Consider the following 15,130-nt stretch of genomic DNA (forward strand, 5'->3'; position numbering starts at 1 on the left):
CCCCCACGCCCTCCCCCTTGCCAACCGCAAATCCCCCCCCCCTCCCGGCTGCCGTCGGCACCTCCAAGTTGCGGGTAAGGAGACAGCGAATCGGCCGAGCTCCGCGAGTCCTCAATCCAACGCCCCACACCGTTGCGGCCTCGTGGAACTCGGCCCCAAGATATCAAGTCGGACTTTAAGTTGCTGACACCACTCCAGCCAAGAGCCAGGTACCCCATGGGAATCCAATCCGGCCGGGGTGGATGATTCTGTCGCACGTCGTCAACAATACAAAGTCGGTCAATAATAAAGCGTCAGTCTTACTATAGGAATTCGTCAACATTAGCCTGCCAGCCTCTTTGTTTTGGCCTCCCAGCCGCTCGCATCCTCTACGGTTTGATCCCAATCGGCCTTTCGATGGCGCCGTTGCCTTCGTGTCCTTCGTGGTTTCTTGGGCGCCGATTTGGGTCCTCCGGCTTCGGTCCTCCGGCTTCGGTTGCATCCGCCCGGGATCCTGTGAAATTGTCACCCATGCGCCCCGCGCCCGTGTCCATCGCCGCCTGGTTCTTTGGAATCGTCCTCGCCTCCGGCGGTGCCATCCCCCTCCCCTCCCCGGGGACCGACACCGTCCAGTTTAATCGCGACATCCGCCCAATCCTCTCCGACAACTGCTTCGCCTGCCACGGCTTCGATCCCAATACCCGCAAGTCCCGCCTGCGCCTCGACACTCCGGAAGGCGCCTTCGGCACCGGACGCAGTGGTGAAGTCGCCATCCGCCCAGGAGACCCCCAGGGCAGCGAGGTCTGGCTCCGCATCGCCACCGATAATCCCAACGACATCATGCCGCCCCCGGACTCCCACAAGTCCCTCACGGCGGAACAACGGGAACTCGTGCGCCGCTGGATCGAACAGGGCGCCCGCTATCAGCAGCATTGGGCCTTCGAATCCCCGTCCGCCACCCCCCCCCCGGCCGATCTCACTGCCACCCATCCCATCGACCGTTTCATCGTTGCCGACCTCCGCACCCGGAACCTCAGCCTCCAACCCGAGGCCGACCGCCCCACCCTGCTGCGCCGCCTCTCCTTCGACCTCATCGGCCTTCCTCCAACCCCCGCGGAAGTCGAGGCCTTCCTCGCCGATACCGCCCCCGGCGCCTACGAACGCGTGGTCGATCGCCTCCTCAACTCCCCCCATTACGGCGAACAGATGGCACGCCACTGGCTCGATGTCGCCCGCTACGCCGACACCCACGGCCTCCACCTGGACAACGAACGCTCCATCTGGCCGTACCGAGACTGGGTCGTGAACGCCTTCAATCGCAATCTCCCCTTCGACCAGTTCACCATCGAGCAGCTCGCCGGCGATCTCCTCCCCGATCCCACCCTCGACCAGCTCGTCGCCACCGGCTTCAACCGCAATAACGTCACCACCAGCGAAGGCGGTTCCATCGACGCCGAATTCATCTTCCGCTACGCCGTCGATCGCGCAGCCACCACCGCCCAGGCCTGGATGGGCCTTACCGCCGGTTGCGCGGTCTGCCACGACCACAAGTTCGACCCCATCTCCGCCAGGGAGTTCTATTCCCTGTACGCCTTCTTCCATAGCTCCGCCGACCCCGCCATGGACGGCAATATCCGCCTCACCAAGCCGTTCCTCCGCCTCAAATCCCCCGAAGACGAAGCCCGGCTCGCCGAATACGACGAACTCATCGCCGCCGCCCGGTCCCGCGTCGCTGCCGCCCTCGAAACCATTGCCTACACCGATCCCGCCACCCTCGATCCCGCCCCGCCCGCCCTCGACGTCGAAAACGTCTGGGCCGACGATGCCATCCCCGAAGGCTGGAAAATCTCAGCCAGCCCCGGCGCCCCGCCCAACTTCATCACCGCCTCCGACAGCCCCGTCCGCCCCTTCCGCGGCGATCGCGCCCTGCGCCGCCAGGACACCGGCCGCGCCCAGGACGTCATCGAGGCCGGCCCCGCCCCACTCGAGATTCCTGCCGATGCCCGCCTCTTCGCCCATGTGTATCTCGATCCTAACGACCTTCCCCAGGCCATCATGCTCCAATACCGCACCGGCGAATGGAAGCATCGCGCCATCTGGGGCGACTACGATGCCATCGACTGGGGCGCCGCCAATACCACCGAACGCGTCCACCAGGGCCCCCTCCCCGAGGCCGGCATCTGGGTCCGACTCGAAGTCGATGCCTCAACCCTCGGCCTCCATCGCGGCGACCGCGTCAACGGCTTCGCCCTCACCCAGCAGGGCGGTACCGTGTACTGGGACTACATCGGCGTCGCCGGCCGTATCGACCCGGCCACCGACCCCACCCGCTCCTTTCTGGTCTGGACCCGCCAGTTCGAAGGCAAGGCCCCCAGGGACCTCCCGGAGAATGTTCGTGCCATTTTCAAGGATACCCCCGCCGACCAGCGCACCGAGGAGCAGCAGCGCACCCTTCTCCATCACTTCCTCTCCCGCGTCTCCGCCGACGCCCGGCCCACCTTCGAACCCCTCCTCGCCGCGGTTGCCGATACCCGCAAGAAGCGCGAAACCTTCGAGGAGTCCCTCCCAGCAACCCTCGTCTGGAGCGACCTCGAAGACCCCCGCGAAAGCTTCGTCATGGAACGGGGCGCCTACGATCGCCCGGCGGAAAAGGTTGAACCCGGCGTCCCCGCCTTCCTCCCGCCACTTGCCCCCGCAGGTTCCCGTCCCACCCGCCTCGACCTCGCCCGCTGGCTCGTTCGAGACGACCACCCCCTCACCGCCCGCGTGACCGTCAACCGCTTCTGGCAGCAGTTCTTTGGGGCCGGCCTGGTGCGCACCCCCGATGACTTCGGTTCCCAGGGCGAACTCCCCAGTCACCCCGAGCTGCTCGATTGGCTGGCAGTCCACTTCCCCCAATCCGGCTGGGACGTCAAAGCCCTCGTCCGCCTCTTCGTCACTTCCGATGCCTACCGCCAGTCGTCCCGGGTCACCCCGGAACTTCTCCAGCGCGACCCCGAAAACCGATGGCTCGCCCGCGGCCCCCGCTTCCGCCTCGACGCCGAGCAACTCCGCGACAACGCCCTCTTCGTGAGCGGACTCCTCGTCCCCGACATGGGCGGCCCCGGCGTCAAACCCTACCAACCACCCAACATCTGGGAACCCGTCGGCTTCGTCGGTTCCAATACCCGCGAATACCGCCAGGATACCGGGCCCGCCCTCTACCGGCGCAGCCTCTACACCTTCTTCAAACGCACCGCCCCGCCCCCGTTCATGGCCGCCTTCGATGCGCCCAACCGGGAACAGTCCTGCAGCGGCCGCGAACGCAGCAACACCCCCCTCCAGGCGCTCCAGTTGATGAACGACGTCCAGCACTTCGAAGCCGCCCGCGCCCTCGCCGAACGGATGCTCGTCGAAGGCGGTTCCACACCCTCCGATCGCCTCGCTTTCGCCTACCGCGTCGTCCTCGCCCGCCCCCCGGCCCCCGAGGAACTCGAAATCGTCCAACACGCCCTCACCACCCACCTCCACCGCTATTCCCTCGATCCGGAAACCGCCAGCCGCGTGATCCACGCCGGCGAATCCCAACCCCGCCCCGACCTCCCCGTCCACGAACTCGCCGCCTACACCCTCACCGCCAACCTCCTCCTCAACCTCGACGAAACCCTCACCCGCAACTGACCCGCCCCCGAGGTCTTTCCCTCCTCCACGCCATGAATCCCCTGCTCGAACATCGCCTCCTCCAAACCCGCCGCCAGTTCTTCGGCCAGTCCGGACTCCGCCTCGGCGGCGTCGCCCTTGGCTGGCTCATGGCTGGACGCCTCGGCGGTCTCCGTGCCCTCGCCTCCGATCCCGCCGCCGGCCGCGTCCACCCCCCCCTCCCCGGCCTTCCCCACTTCCCCCCCAAGGCCAAGGCCATGATCTACCTCCATATGAACGGGGCCCCATCTCAGATCGATCTCTGGGACCACAAACCCCAGCTCAAAGCCCACTTCGATCAGGACCTCCCCGATTCCGTCCGCATGAGCCAGCGCCTCAGCACCATGACCAGCGGACAAAGCCGCTTCCCGGTGGCCCCGTCGAAGTTCGCCTTCCATCAGCACGGCCAGTCCGGTCGCTGGGTCAGCGAACTCCTGCCCCATACCGCCGGAATCGTGGACGACCTTGCCCTCATCAAGACCGTCCACACCCATGCCATCAACCACGACCCCGCCTGCACCTTCGTCATGACCGGCAGCGAAGTCCCCGGCAAGGCCTCCATCGGCTCCTGGCTGGCCTATGGCCTCGGTTCCGAAAGCGACGACCTCCCAGCCTTCGTCGTCCTCACCCCCGCCTTCCCTTCCACCGGCAACGGACAGGCCCTCTACCACCGCCTCTGGGGCAGCGGTTTCCTCCCCGGCAAGTACTCCGGTGTCGCCCTCCGTGGCATCGGCGACCCCGTCCTCTACCTCCAGAATCCCGACGGCGTGGATCGTTCCGACCGTCGCGTCATGCTCGATGCCCTCAACGCCCTCAACCAGCGCAGCTTCGAGGCCTTCGGCGATCCCGAAATCCAAACCCGCATCGCCCAGTACGAAATGGCCTTCCGCATGCAGGCCAGCGTCCCGGACCTCACCGATCTCAGCGGCGAATCCGCCGAGACCCTCGCCCTCTACGGCCCCAAGGCCACCGTCTCAGGCTCCTACTCCCACTCCGCCCTCCTCGCCCGCCGCCTCGTCGAACGCGGCGTCCGCGTCGTCCAGATCCTCCATCGCGGCTGGGACCAGCACGACAACCTGCCCACCGCCCTCAAGAACCAGTGCGAAGACACCGACCAGGCCACCGCCGGCCTCATCCGTGACCTCAAACAACGCGGCCTCCTCGACTCCACACTCGTGGTCTGGGGCGGCGAATTCGGCCGCACCGTCTATTCCCAGGGCCAGCTCACCGCCGACAACTACGGCCGCGACCATCACCCGCGAAACTTCTGCATGTGGCTCGCCGGCGCCGGCGTGAAAGGGGGCGTCTCCTACGGCGAAACCGACGACTTCAGCTACAACATCGTCGAAAACCCCGTCCACGTGAACGACATCAACGCCACCGTCCTCCACGGCCTCGGTATCGACCACAACCGGTTCACCTTCAAGTTCCAAGGCCTCGACCAGCGCCTCACCGGCGTCGAACCCCAGCGTGTCGTGTCCGAAGTCCTTTCCTGAAGTATCCAAACCCGCTTCCCGGAAGACCGATGGTGCGCCCGGCAGGACTTGAACCTGCACGGTGTTACCCACTAGAACCTGAATCTAGCGCGTCTGCCAATTCCGCCACGGGCGCATCGCCATCTCGCCATCTCGCGTCGAACCTGCCTCGAACGGGATCTCTTGCCTCCAGTTCCGGCCGCTCAACCCCGCCGGCACCCTGCGATGCCCGCGACGCCCCTTGGTTAATCGTCCGCCGACTTCGCCGCAAGCCGAATCTCGGAGTGGTGGGGAAAGCTGCGAACTTCGGCAGGCATCGCTCCGGAGGGCCGGGTTCCACGAGGCCGCAACGGTGTGGAGCGTTGGGTTGAGGACTCGCGGAGCTCGTCCCTCCGATTCCCTGCCTCCTCACCCACAACGCCGGGATGCCCCCAACCCCACCCCACCTTCAATCCCCCGCTCACAACGTCCATCCCGCCCGGTACGGCGGATTCACCCACGCATTCGCCTCGTCGTGATTCGTGAACCGCATCGCCGCGCTGTCCCACTCCAGTCGTACCCCGGGAAACTTGATGGCGATCACCCCCAGCAGCCCCACTTCCGTCAACGGACCCCCGTACGCAAAATCCGATCCGGCACGCGTCCCACCCCGGATCGCCCGCAACCAGTCCTGTTGATGCCCCCCCGGCACCCGCGCCAGTGTCCGCTCCGGTCGCCGGAAGGTTTCCATCCGGCTCTCCGGCACCAACCGCACCCCGCCCGCCCCGTGTGACCCGTACACAATCGTTCCCCGGTCGCCCATCACCACCGCACCGGTCCCAATTCCCCGTTCCTCCCCCTCCATCTCAGGCGGCTTCGGAATCCGCTCCGTCCCGCTGTGCCAGCGCAGGGTCACCGGCCCACGATCCCCCCGGGCCGGAAACTCGAACGTGATGATCTCCCCCTTGGGAAATGCCGCCCCCTGCGTCCTGGGATCATAGCCCTTCACCTCCGCCACCACCGAGGTCGGTGCCCCCAGATCCAACGCCCAGAACACCGGGTCCACCACATGGCAAATCCAATCCCCCACCGTGCCATTCCCGTACGGCACCCATCCCCGCCAACTCCCGGGCAGGTACGCCGGATGATACGGCCGCTCCAGCGCCGGCCCCTGCCAGAGATCCCAGTTCAACCCGTCCGGCACCGGATGCCGCTCCACCAGCCTGGGCAACTGGTCGATCCCCGAGTTCACCGCCTCGCACCCCGCGTGGATGGTATGCACCTTCCCGATCGTCCCCGCCCAGATCCACTCGCAGAAGTCCCGGATCGAATCGAACGAATGCCCCTGGTTCCCCAGTTGCGTCACCACCCCGTGCTCCTTCGCCGCCCCCATCAACGCCCGTATCTCATGGACCGAATGCGCCAGCGGCTTCTCGCAATACACGTGCTTCCCCCGCCGTATCGCCGCCATCGCCGCCACCGCATGCGTGTGGTCCGGCGTGGCCACCACCACCGCGTCGATCTCCTGCTCCATCGCATCGAACATCCGCCGGAAATCCTCGAAAAACCGCGCGTCCGGATGCTGCCGGACCGTCCCCGCCGCCCGCCGCCCATCCACATCGCACAACGCCACAATCCGGTTCCCCGGCGCCACCGCCGCAATGTCCCCTGCCCCCATCCCCCCCACGCCAATCGCCGCAATGTTCAAGGGCTCCACCCGCTCCGCCGCCCGCGCCCGCCCCGCCCAGCGCGGCACCATCGCCCCCGTCGCCACCACCGCACCCTGTCGGAGAAACTGCCGTCGTGAGGAACCTCGAAGAATGGGCTTCATGGGGAATCAGCGGTTGGGGAACGTCTCCCCAAACCGTGCCCGTCACCCCCAATCCAGGTCAAGCGACCTGCCGGAACCCAAATCGCCGCGCAAGCGGCGAAGAGAAGGACGGGGGACCCTCGGAATGGCGCTGGAAACCTGACCAGCCTATCCGCATCCGGCCAGCGCACCCCAGCCCTCCTGCCCTAAGGCCCTTTCACAGGCGGGATGAGGAATCCTTCGAAGCTGATGCTGATATCCTGAGTCGTTCCAGAGACGAGATACAGCGCGACCAACCCGTCCTTGCTGTAAGGGACCTTGGCATCCGACGAATGCTTCTCCCCAAGCTCCGCGTGAACTCTGGGCCAGATAATGGCACCTTCCGTGAACAATTCGGGATACTTGGCAAGGTCGATGGTATCCTTGTCCCCGATCTTGACCCAATCCCGAGATGGGGTCGCAACAACGTTGCCATTGGGAAGCCGGGTCTCAACCTTCCAACTGAATATGAAAATGCCCTTGCTGAGCACGGTCACCGCGCGGGCACCCTTGATGTCAACCGTTTGAGTCGCGTTCATTTCTTGTTCCTTTTCAGTTCGTGGTGACCTTCCGCCTGCCACCACAGGGTAACGCGCCCTTTTGAACGGAATTGGGCCAACCACAGTGTGGTCCCTTCCGGGTTCAATGGGCGGGCCCCGGACAACCGCAGCGAAGACCGCGCCCCGGAGGCTGTCCGCCATCTCCCACCCGAACCCGCCGTGTCCGCTTCCCGCGGGGACGGCGTACCGCTACCGTGCCTCGACTTTCCGCTCCGAACCCCCACCCGCCATGCCCCAGCGCCTCCTGCTCACCCTCGCGACCCTCGTCGCCGTCAACCTCGCCATGGCCAACCCCCTCCCGACTCCGGTCATCGTCTCCGCCTATCAGGGGCCATCTCACCAGCACGATGCCGCCGCCAACCTCCAGATCGCCCGCAATGTCATCGCCCAGGCTCTGGCCCGCGGAAGCCGGTTCCTCGTCTTCCCGGAAAGGTTCCTCTCCGGTCCGGCCTCTCCCAACGCCCCCCTCAGCAGCGCCCGCTCTCCCGATGACCCCGCGCTCCAGGCCTTCATCGCCGACTCCACCGCCCACGACCTGGTGGTGGTCCTCGGCCTCGTCCGGCAGTCCGGAGCCCAACGCTTCAACAGCGCCCTGGTCCTCCATCGAGGTCACGTCCTCGGCTGGCACGACAAAATCCTCCTCACCCCGTCCGAACGGGCGGACCAGCGCCTGGTCGCGGGAACCCAGGTGCCCGTCTTCGAAGCGCATGGGATCCGCTTCGCAACTCCCGTCGGAGCCGACGCTGCCCATCTCCCGATCGGCCTTGCCGCCCGCCTCCAAGGCGCCCGCCTCCTGCTCACCCCTCACGCCGACACCCGAAGCCCCGAGCCGGCCGGGGGACTTGATCGCCGGATCCGCAGCACCCACCCCGGACTCGCCACCCACCTGAACGTCGCGATCGCCCGCGCCAGCACGCCCGCCACGGATTCCCCGAACGCACCCACGCACAGCGACACCTTCATCCTCAGTCCCCAGGGTTCGCCCCTCGCCGAAGCGAACCCCACCCAAACCACCCTCCTCCACGCCACTCTGACGCCGGACCTTTTCCACCCGCCCATCCCCTCGGCCGCCTGGGAGGCCACCCCGACCTGGCTTCGCGACCAACTGGGTGACCTGTTCCAGTCCCATCGACGTCCCCGCGACGACGCCGACCTCCGCTCGTGGCTGGTCAACATGCGTCTGCTCCACAACTACACCGACCACGAAATCGCCGCCGCCACCGGCATGCCCCTCGACGAAATCGCCGCCTCCCTTCACTCCCTCACTGACGCCGCCGCGACACTCGCACCTCCGTCCCCGGGTGAACCGATCCGGGTCGCTCCGTACCCGGGCGGACGCCATCCCCGGCGTGGATTCTTCGACGGGGCCGTCGCCCCGCAACGCGAGACCAAGATCAGCGTCTTCCCGCCCTGGAAGGATGGCGGCTACGTCGTCGTGGACGTCCCCGAGGCGATCTTCTCCAACCTGGGTCTCACCTACCTCGCCCACACCCACATTCCCACCCTCTGGGACCGCCAGGGCATCACCCTCGAACGACGCGAATGGGAACCCGATGGCTCCGGCGGATGGAGCGCCGAACGTACCCTCCCCAACCGGATCGCCTTCGGCACCCGTGTTTCACCCCGGCCCGACGGTGTCCGCATGGAATTGTGGCTCCGCAACGGCACCGCCGAACCTCTCACCGGCCTGCGCGTCCAGAATTGCGTCATGCTCGGCCACGCCACCGGGTTCGGGGAACAGACCCTCACCAACAAGGTCTTCGACCCCCCGTTCGCCGCGGTGAAATCCCCGGACGGAAACCGCTGGATCCTCACCGCCTGGCAACGATGCGGTCGCGCCTGGGGCAACGTGCTGGTCCCCTGCCTCCACTCCGACCCGGTCTTCCCCGATTGCCCACCAGGAGCCACCGTGCGCCTCCAAGGCTGGCTCTCCTTCTACGAAGGACCGGATCCGGAACCGGAGTTCCTTCGTCTCCTCAAGGCCGGCATCCTCAACGCCGAACCGGACTCGCCTTGAAGGCACGCCGGTGCATCCCCAAGTTGTCGGTACCGAGCCAGCGAACCGGAGGGACGAGCTCCGCGAGTCCTCAACCCAACGCTCCACACCCTTGCGGCCTCGTGGAACTCGGCCCTCCGAAGCGCCGCTTGGCGGAGTTCGCACCTCTTCCGACAACTCCGGGATGCACTGAAGGCACGCCAATGGCGGATGGAAGACTCGCGAAGCTCGTCCCCAAGCCGTATCCATGCAGTAAGGTGGAAAGCGATGGCGCCGCAGATTTTCGGGCAAGGCGAGGAGTGAGCGAGGCGCGCATCGGAACGCAGAGACGCAACGAGCGAACGACGAAGCGCCTGCCCGAAAAGTTCAAGCCAGCGCGCCCGACCTGACTGCATGGCTACGGCTAAGATGCGCTGCCTCCTCACCCACAACCCGGGGATGCACCGACTGCATGCCCCCCTGCCCTCACACCCGCCCCTGACCTGCCTTCGGCACCGTCATCCGAAACGCCGGAATGCGTGTGAACACCCGGCGCCCGTCCGCATCCACCCCGAGGTACGCCCCCTCGGCCACCGCCGATTCCGTCTGCATCAGGTGGAAGCTGTTGTAGGAGAACTGATCCCCCGGCAGGACCAGGGGCGTCTTGCCGACCACCCCGTCTCCTTCCAGCGCCGCAATCTGCCCGTCGTCCCCCCGCACCACCCATTTGCGTCCCACGATCGTCACCGGCGTCTCCGAGTCGTTGTGAATGGTGATGAAGTACACGAAGCAATGCGGACGGTCCGCCGGAGTCTGCGCCTCGGCATGATACAACACCCGGTCCACGGTCACCCGCAGGCCCGGCAATTCAATCGGTGGATTCGAAGCTTCTTCCATCGCGCACTCCAACTCTCCCCTCTCCCCGTCGGTGTCCAGCCCGGAGCAGCCATCAGCTCCCGGGCTCTCGCATCGTCCAGGCTCCGCAAACCCGTCGGCCCCCATCAACCCGCCCGTGGCGCCGCCCCCGCCACGCTCAAGGACAACTCGACCTCCTCCGAGACCTTGTCCGTGGGTGCCTTCGGATTGATTCCGAAATCGCTCCGCTGAATCGTGAAGCTGGCCCGTACCACGAGCAGATCCCCCTGCATCCGCCCATTGCTTCGCGCCCCCAGACGATCCTTCAGATACGTCAGCCGAACCGGAATCGTCACCGTCTTGCTGACCCCCTTGATCGTGAGCTTGCCGGTCGCATCGGCGGTCGTCACTTCGCCCGAGGTCTTCACGTTGGCCAGCGATTCCACCTCGAAGCTCAACGTCGGGTGCGTCGCCACATCCATCCAGTCCTTCGCATGCATATGCTCCTTCATTGTCGGATTCGGCACATGCATGGTGGCCGTCTCCACAACGATCCGTCCCCGGGTGGCACCAGGATTGGCCGGATCGAACCGGACCTCTCCCGAGACACCGTTGGCGGAACCGCTGATGGCCTCCAGCGGGGCGTCCAGGTTGAACGTCACAGTGTTCACCCCCTTGGCATCCTTGAAGTCGAACGTCAACGGCGCCGCCTGGCCCGCCCAGGCCATCAGCACCACCATCCCGATTCCCATCCGCTTCCAGCAGGTCTTCATATTCGGTAACTACAATTGAGGTTGTGTCGGTCGATGTCGTGCCAGCCAGGAGAGTCCGAAGACCACCCCGGCGGCGGCCAGAAACCCTCCCAGAAAATCCACTCCCGGAATGAAGTTCTTCTCCCACTCGATATACTCGATCTCCGTGATCGGATCGAACTTCGCCACCGGGACCGTCGTCTTCGTCCATCCAAAGTGGGGCCCCCCAAAAAACCAGAAGGCGACCCCGACCACCAGGATCGCCAATGCCGCCAGCCTGAGCCCCGTTCGCATGCGCCCGGACCTTTCGCCTGACCTTCGCCCCTGGCAACCCGTCCCGCCCCACCTCAGCGGTTCGCCCCCCCCGGTGTTCCCAGATAACGGAACAGGTCCGAATCCGCCGGCAGCAGCAGCGTGCTCCGCGTTCCCATGAACTTCTCATACGCCTGAAGACTCCGGGTGAACCCGTAAAACTCCGGGTCCTGTCCGTAGGCTTCCGCGTAAATCCGGGTCGCCGCCCCATCCCCTTCGCCGCGCAACTGCGACGCCCTCTGCTGCGCCGTCGCCAGCAGAATGGTCTTCTCCTTGTCCGTCTCCGCGCGCAGCTTGGCCGACTCCTCCTCCCCTTCGCTCCGGTATCGCTTCGCCTCCCGCTCGCGCTCCGCCTGCATCCGCTGGTACACGCTCATCTGCACCTCCTGCGGCAGGTCGGCCCGCTTGATCCGCACATCCACCACTTCGATCCCGAACTCCCGCGCCTTCTCCCGGGCCGTCCTCGCCACATTGTCCATGATCGTCTCCCGCTTCGGCCCGATCACCACATCGAACGTGTGGCTCGCCACCTCCCGGCGCAGCTCCGAAAACACCAGGTCGTCCAGTCGCGCCCGTGCCCCGGACTCGTCCCGGACGGTCTTGAAGAACAACAGCGGATTGTCGATCCGCCAGCGCGTCACCGGGTCCGCCACAAGGCGCTTCTTGTCCTGCGTCAGGTACTCCGCCTTCGGCGCGTCGCTCGAAAGGATCCGCCGGTCAAACCGGTTCACCAACTGGATGAATGGCACCTTGGTCGCCAATCCCGGCTCGCGAATGGTCCGCTTGTACTCGCCAAACTGCGTGATGATCACCTGGTCCGGCTCGTCCACCGTGAAAAACACCTGCCGCCCCAGCACGACGCCAAGAAAGACCACCACCAACCCGCCCAATCCCAAAATGCGATGCTTCATGTTCAGTCTCCGTTCTCGTTCAACGCGGCCGTAGTACCGTCACGGCTTCCCCGATCCCCGGCACTCCCGTCCCCATCCCCGCCGCCGCCGGCTGGATCGGCAGCAACGGCAGCACCCGCTGCTGCGTCTCCGATCCCATGATCACCTTGTCGATGTTCGGCAGGATCTTCTCAACGGTCTCCAGATGCAGCCGCTCCCGGGTCACATCCTTCGCCTTCGAATACTCGTCCAGCACACTCAGAAACCGCGCCGACTCGCCCCGCGCCAGCAGCACACGCTCCTCCCGGTACCCCTCCGCCTCCCGCAGGATCCGCTCCGCCTCGCCGCGCGCCTTCGGCAGCACGTCCGCCTGGTACCCCATCGCCTGGTTGATCAAGCGCTCCTTGTCCTCCCGGGCCCGCACCACATCATGAAACGCGTCCCGCACCTGGTCCGGCGGATCCGCCGCCTGCAACCGCACCTCCGTAATGCTCAATCCCGATTCGTAATTGTCCATCAACCGTTGGATGAACGACCGCGCATCCTCCTGCACCCGCGCCCGCTCCTCGATCATCACCTGGTCAATGGTCATCCCCCCCACCACGCTCCGCAAGGACACCTCGGTCGCCGTCCGCAAGGCCCCCTCGGGATCCCGCAACCGGAACAAATACCGCGAAGGATCCGCAATCCGGTACTGCACCACCATCTGCGCCTCCACGATGTTCTCGTCCCCCGTCAGCATCATCGCCTCCTCGTGGATGCGCTGGCCGCCGCGAAAGCCCACCTCCACCCGCCGGATCTGCTCGACGCTCACCACGTCCACCCGCTGCACCGGCCACGGCACCCGGTAGTTCAACCCGGGCTCCGTGCGGGCCGTCTCCTTCCCGAAGGTCCGTACCACCCCCACATGCCCCGGCTCGACAATGTACGCCCCCGACGCCAGCCACAGCACCACCACGGCCGCCCCTGCCAGCGCCAGCAACCCGGTCAACTGGCGCCCAGGTAGGTTCCGCCGCAGCCATTCCTGGCCCTGTTCGAGTATCTGCCCCAGTTGCTGATCCAACGGGGGTTCCTTGTCGTTGTACTTGTAACTCATGGTCGTCGATCCAGCCCATAATGGCTGCCCCGAAGGGACTGCCAGAGCGGAGCCCAAAGTGGGTCGGACATCCGATCTGTTCAAGCGCGAACGGATCCCGTCCGCCGTTTCCTTCCCCCCGCCACCCCACTCCACCCTAGCTCACCGGCACCAACGAGACGCGTTCGCCCCGGTCGTTCCGCGTCACTCCCTGCGCCCGCGGATCCAACGTCAATTGCCCGTCCACCCAGAACGCATATCGATGGTGCCCGTGCCGCAATGCCACCGTGGCCGCCCATGCCCCGTCCGGCGTCTGCGTCATCGGATTCGCCCCCGGCTCCCACTCGTTGAAATCCCCGACCACGCTCACGGCCGTCGCCGTCTCTGCCACGCAGAAGAACCGCACCTCCCGCAGGTTCCGGTGCGCGCCATACCGTCCGGAGGTCACGATTTTCCTCCCCGGATCACCGCCACGACCGGTCCTCCCGATCGCCGTTTCCGCCGCGGTTCAGACCCCAGCACGTTCTCGAGCACCGTCAGGGCCGCCTTGCGCACATGCTCGGACTGCTCCTCCAGGCGCCGGTACTGCTCACTCCATGCCGTCCTTGCCCCGTGCCGCTCCCGCCACAAACTCTTGAGCACCCGCTCCGTCCTCTCCACCTGCTGGATCGCCGAGGTCAGGCTCTCCCGCCCCTCCGGCAGATCCGAAAGGTTGCCCACCGAAAACCGGGTGATGCGCCGCCCCCCGAACACCGCATGCAGCAGCATCACCATGGTCTGCTCATACGCATACCATCGCCGCTTCAGCATCTCCCCCAGGAAGGCGTGTCCCACCGCGAAGAACTCCGACCGCGGCCGCTCGGTGTAACTCCGGATCTCCCGCGCCTCCCCCGGAAACCACGTGTACAGCAGCCCGAAGGTCCCGTGCCCGTCGATCAACTGCTTCGGATGACTCGGCTCCGTCTCGATCTCCCCGATGCACAGGTCCTGCCCCAGCTCGCAACAGATCTCCGGAAGCTCGTGCAACCGCCCCAGCACATGCCCCCCCACCGGACTCCCATAGTCGAAGTCCCCCGGAATCAACCAGTACACATCCCTCCCCCCACCCCGCTCCCACGCCATCCCCAGCCCCGCGTACCACATCTGACACGTGTCCACAAACCACCCGTCCAGGATGTCCGAATGCGCCGCCACCACATCTCTCCGGAACGCCTCAAACCGACGGTCCCCCGCCATCCGGTGAAACGTCTTCCGATCCATCACCGTGATCGGCCGCTGATACGTCTCCCGGTTCGCGTCCAGCCCCTCGATCATTTCGTACAACGCCTCCAGATCGCGGAAGTCCTCCCCCTGACGGTACGGGTAGATCACCACCGGATGAATCCGCGCCGCTCCCGCCCGACGACGACCCTTCGCATCCATGGCAGTGGCCGGTTCCACCTTCGAGGAGTTCATGCGCCGAAGCTGCTCCCGTCCACCCGCACTTCCAAGCCGGATTCAAAGTCAGGTTCGAAGTGCCGTGCATCCCGGAGTTGTGGGGAGAGGTGCGAACTTCGCCAGGCGTCACTTCGGAGAGCCGAGTTCCACGAGGCCGCAACAGTGTGGAGCGTTGGGTTGAGGACTCGCGGAGCTCGTCCCTCCGATTCGCGTCTCGCCACTCGCCATTCCCCACTCGCCATTCCCCTCTCCCCTCCTGGCAGGCGCACCCGTGGAGAATAAAGAAAGACCGCGGACCGGGCCCCGTGGCCCGA

12 protein-coding genes and 1 tRNA gene are annotated in these 15,130 nt (G+C 66.0%); 3 read left to right on the forward strand and 10 right to left on the reverse strand.

All coding sequences use genetic code 11. The annotated features are described in order from the left end of the window. Window positions 1-510 precede the first annotated feature (510 nt). Complete coding sequence (locus KF833_06805; protein ID MBX3745003.1) at window positions 511-3,639, forward strand: PSD1 domain-containing protein; 3,129 nt, start codon at window positions 511-513, stop codon at window positions 3,637-3,639. Window positions 3,640-3,671: 32 nt separating this feature from the next. Then, on the forward strand, window positions 3,672-5,153 hold the full coding sequence (locus tag KF833_06810) for a DUF1501 domain-containing protein (GenBank protein ID MBX3745004.1): 1,482 nt from the start codon (window positions 3,672-3,674) through the stop codon (window positions 5,151-5,153). A 30-nt stretch (window positions 5,154-5,183) separates the two neighbouring features. Here the strand turns inward: KF833_06810 and KF833_06815 are convergent. The 3 genes from KF833_06815 to KF833_06825 all read right to left on the reverse strand — a co-directional run bounded on the left by KF833_06815 (window position 5,184) and on the right by KF833_06825 (window position 7,499). Further along, a tRNA-Leu gene (locus tag KF833_06815) sits at window positions 5,184-5,268 on the reverse strand. Window positions 5,269-5,592: 324 nt separating this feature from the next. After that, complete coding sequence (locus KF833_06820; protein MBX3745005.1) at window positions 5,593-6,942, reverse strand: Gfo/Idh/MocA family oxidoreductase; 1,350 nt, start codon at window positions 6,940-6,942, stop codon at window positions 5,593-5,595. 185 nt (window positions 6,943-7,127) lie between these two features. Continuing rightward, window positions 7,128-7,499, reverse strand: a complete 372-nt coding sequence (locus KF833_06825; GenBank protein ID MBX3745006.1) for a hypothetical protein — start codon at window positions 7,497-7,499, stop codon at window positions 7,128-7,130. A 250-nt stretch (window positions 7,500-7,749) separates the two neighbouring features. Here KF833_06825 and KF833_06830 point away from each other — a divergent pair, with 250 nt between their 5' ends. Then, on the forward strand, window positions 7,750-9,537 hold the full coding sequence (locus KF833_06830) for a carbon-nitrogen hydrolase family protein (GenBank protein MBX3745007.1): 1,788 nt from the start codon (window positions 7,750-7,752) through the stop codon (window positions 9,535-9,537). A gap of 444 nt (window positions 9,538-9,981) precedes the next feature. Here the strand turns inward: KF833_06830 and KF833_06835 are convergent, their stop codons facing one another. The 7 genes from KF833_06835 to KF833_06865 all read right to left on the reverse strand — a co-directional run bounded on the left by KF833_06835 (window position 9,982) and on the right by KF833_06865 (window position 14,834). Next, a complete protein-coding gene (locus KF833_06835) occupies window positions 9,982-10,392 on the reverse strand; it encodes an ApaG domain (protein ID MBX3745008.1) in 411 nt (136 codons plus the stop codon). A gap of 104 nt (window positions 10,393-10,496) precedes the next feature. Continuing rightward, window positions 10,497-11,102 carry a YceI family protein gene (locus tag KF833_06840; protein ID MBX3745009.1) on the reverse strand — a complete coding sequence of 202 codons (606 nt, stop codon included), beginning with the start codon at window positions 11,100-11,102 and terminating at the stop codon, window positions 10,497-10,499. Window positions 11,103-11,132: 30 nt separating this feature from the next. Then, window positions 11,133-11,396 carry a hypothetical protein gene (locus tag KF833_06845; protein ID MBX3745010.1) on the reverse strand — a complete coding sequence of 88 codons (264 nt, stop codon included), beginning with the start codon at window positions 11,394-11,396 and terminating at the stop codon, window positions 11,133-11,135. A 53-nt stretch (window positions 11,397-11,449) separates the two neighbouring features. Next, the gene (hflC, locus tag KF833_06850) at window positions 11,450-12,325 is read right to left on the reverse strand and encodes a protease modulator HflC (protein MBX3745011.1); all 876 of its coding nucleotides are present in this window, start codon (window positions 12,323-12,325) and stop codon (window positions 11,450-11,452) included. Between the two features lie 19 nt (window positions 12,326-12,344). Then, a complete protein-coding gene (gene hflK / locus KF833_06855; protein ID MBX3745012.1) occupies window positions 12,345-13,400 on the reverse strand; it encodes an FtsH protease activity modulator HflK in 1,056 nt (351 codons plus the stop codon). Window positions 13,401-13,536: 136 nt separating this feature from the next. Then, the gene (locus tag KF833_06860; protein MBX3745013.1) at window positions 13,537-13,827 is read right to left on the reverse strand and encodes a glycoside hydrolase family 13; all 291 of its coding nucleotides are present in this window, start codon (window positions 13,825-13,827) and stop codon (window positions 13,537-13,539) included. Continuing rightward, on the reverse strand, window positions 13,824-14,834 hold the full coding sequence (locus KF833_06865) for a hypothetical protein (protein ID MBX3745014.1): 1,011 nt from the start codon (window positions 14,832-14,834) through the stop codon (window positions 13,824-13,826). Before KF833_06865 ends, KF833_06860 begins: the two co-directional genes overlap by 4 nt. Window positions 14,835-15,130: the final 296 nt, after the last annotated feature.

Source organism: Verrucomicrobiia bacterium (genome assembly GCA_019634625.1).
In the GTDB taxonomy this organism is placed as follows: domain Bacteria; phylum Verrucomicrobiota; class Verrucomicrobiia; order Limisphaerales; family CAIMTB01; genus CAIMTB01.

Excerpts from the sequence above, each read along its gene's own strand:
- KF833_06805 (MBX3745003.1), top strand. The coding sequence starts at position 511 with ATGCGCCCCGCGCCCGTGTCCATCGCCGCCTGGTTCTTTGGAATCGTC.
- KF833_06810 (MBX3745004.1), top strand. The coding sequence starts at position 3,672 with ATGAATCCCCTGCTCGAACATCGCCTCCTCCAAACCCGCCGCCAGTTC.
- KF833_06820 (MBX3745005.1), bottom strand. The coding sequence starts at position 6,942 with ATGAAGCCCATTCTTCGAGGTTCCTCACGACGGCAGTTTCTCCGACAG.
- KF833_06825 (MBX3745006.1), bottom strand. The coding sequence starts at position 7,499 with ATGAACGCGACTCAAACGGTTGACATCAAGGGTGCCCGCGCGGTGACC.
- KF833_06830 (MBX3745007.1), top strand. The coding sequence starts at position 7,750 with ATGCCCCAGCGCCTCCTGCTCACCCTCGCGACCCTCGTCGCCGTCAAC.
- KF833_06835 (MBX3745008.1), bottom strand. The coding sequence starts at position 10,392 with ATGGAAGAAGCTTCGAATCCACCGATTGAATTGCCGGGCCTGCGGGTG.
- KF833_06840 (MBX3745009.1), bottom strand. The coding sequence starts at position 11,102 with ATGGGAATCGGGATGGTGGTGCTGATGGCCTGGGCGGGCCAGGCGGCG.
- KF833_06845 (MBX3745010.1), bottom strand. The coding sequence starts at position 11,396 with ATGCGAACGGGGCTCAGGCTGGCGGCATTGGCGATCCTGGTGGTCGGG.
- hflC (MBX3745011.1), bottom strand. The coding sequence starts at position 12,325 with ATGAAGCATCGCATTTTGGGATTGGGCGGGTTGGTGGTGGTCTTTCTT.
- hflK (MBX3745012.1), bottom strand. The coding sequence starts at position 13,400 with ATGAGTTACAAGTACAACGACAAGGAACCCCCGTTGGATCAGCAACTG.
- KF833_06865 (MBX3745014.1), bottom strand. The coding sequence starts at position 14,834 with ATGAACTCCTCGAAGGTGGAACCGGCCACTGCCATGGATGCGAAGGGT.